Genomic DNA, 612 nt, shown 5'->3' on the forward strand with positions numbered 1-612 from the left:
CAAGACGGGCCAGTGCGTTGACCTATTGCTCCATCACGAGCTCGTGCTCTCAGGGGTGTCTGGTTTGGCGCACTGTCCGCGAAAACCAACTCACGTCGGATGATTGGGAAGATACAAGGGGTTGGGCGTCATTTGCGACAGCGACACCTTAGCAAGCACGCGACTCACCTGAGAAAATCTTCCGCAGAAAGCTCGACCGCGGACGCCCCCGAGCGAAGGAGCGATATAAGTCGACGCATCGCGGCTTCCTGCATGGCCTTGTAGTCCGCGTCCTTGGACCGAACGTCTTCGTCGGCAAGAAAGTGATTCAGCCCGTGAAGACAAGCATCGATGGCCTCGCCGTACTTCTCTCGGTGGGACAGCACAAGAGCGAGTTCCATCCTGCCGAGCAGGACGCTCTCTAGATCGAGCGCAAGCGCTTGTGCACTTTCGGTTCGCTCGATGCGTTCATATGCGTTGCCCATGCACTCCCCGATGTTCATGACGCCCAACGTTCGACATGAGCGGCACACAACGGCGCGCTCGGTGTGGCCGAAGCGCGCCACTGCGTCCCGCCGTTGTGTGTCCGCTCGATGGAGGGGTTGGGCGTCATGACCGCGAGTAACTTCGGGC

At 59.8% G+C, this 612-nt stretch carries 1 protein-coding gene; it reads right to left on the minus strand.

All coding sequences use genetic code 11. From position 1 onward, the window contains the following. Positions 1-164 precede the first annotated feature (164 nt). On the minus strand, positions 165-612 hold a 448-nt coding region (locus E8D38_RS28040), incomplete at its 5' end, for an SMIM14 family protein (RefSeq protein WP_219851895.1).

Source organism: Methylibium rhizosphaerae, from assembly GCF_006386545.1.
In the GTDB taxonomy this organism is placed as follows: Bacteria; Pseudomonadota; Gammaproteobacteria; order Burkholderiales; family Burkholderiaceae_C; genus Pseudorivibacter; species Pseudorivibacter rhizosphaerae.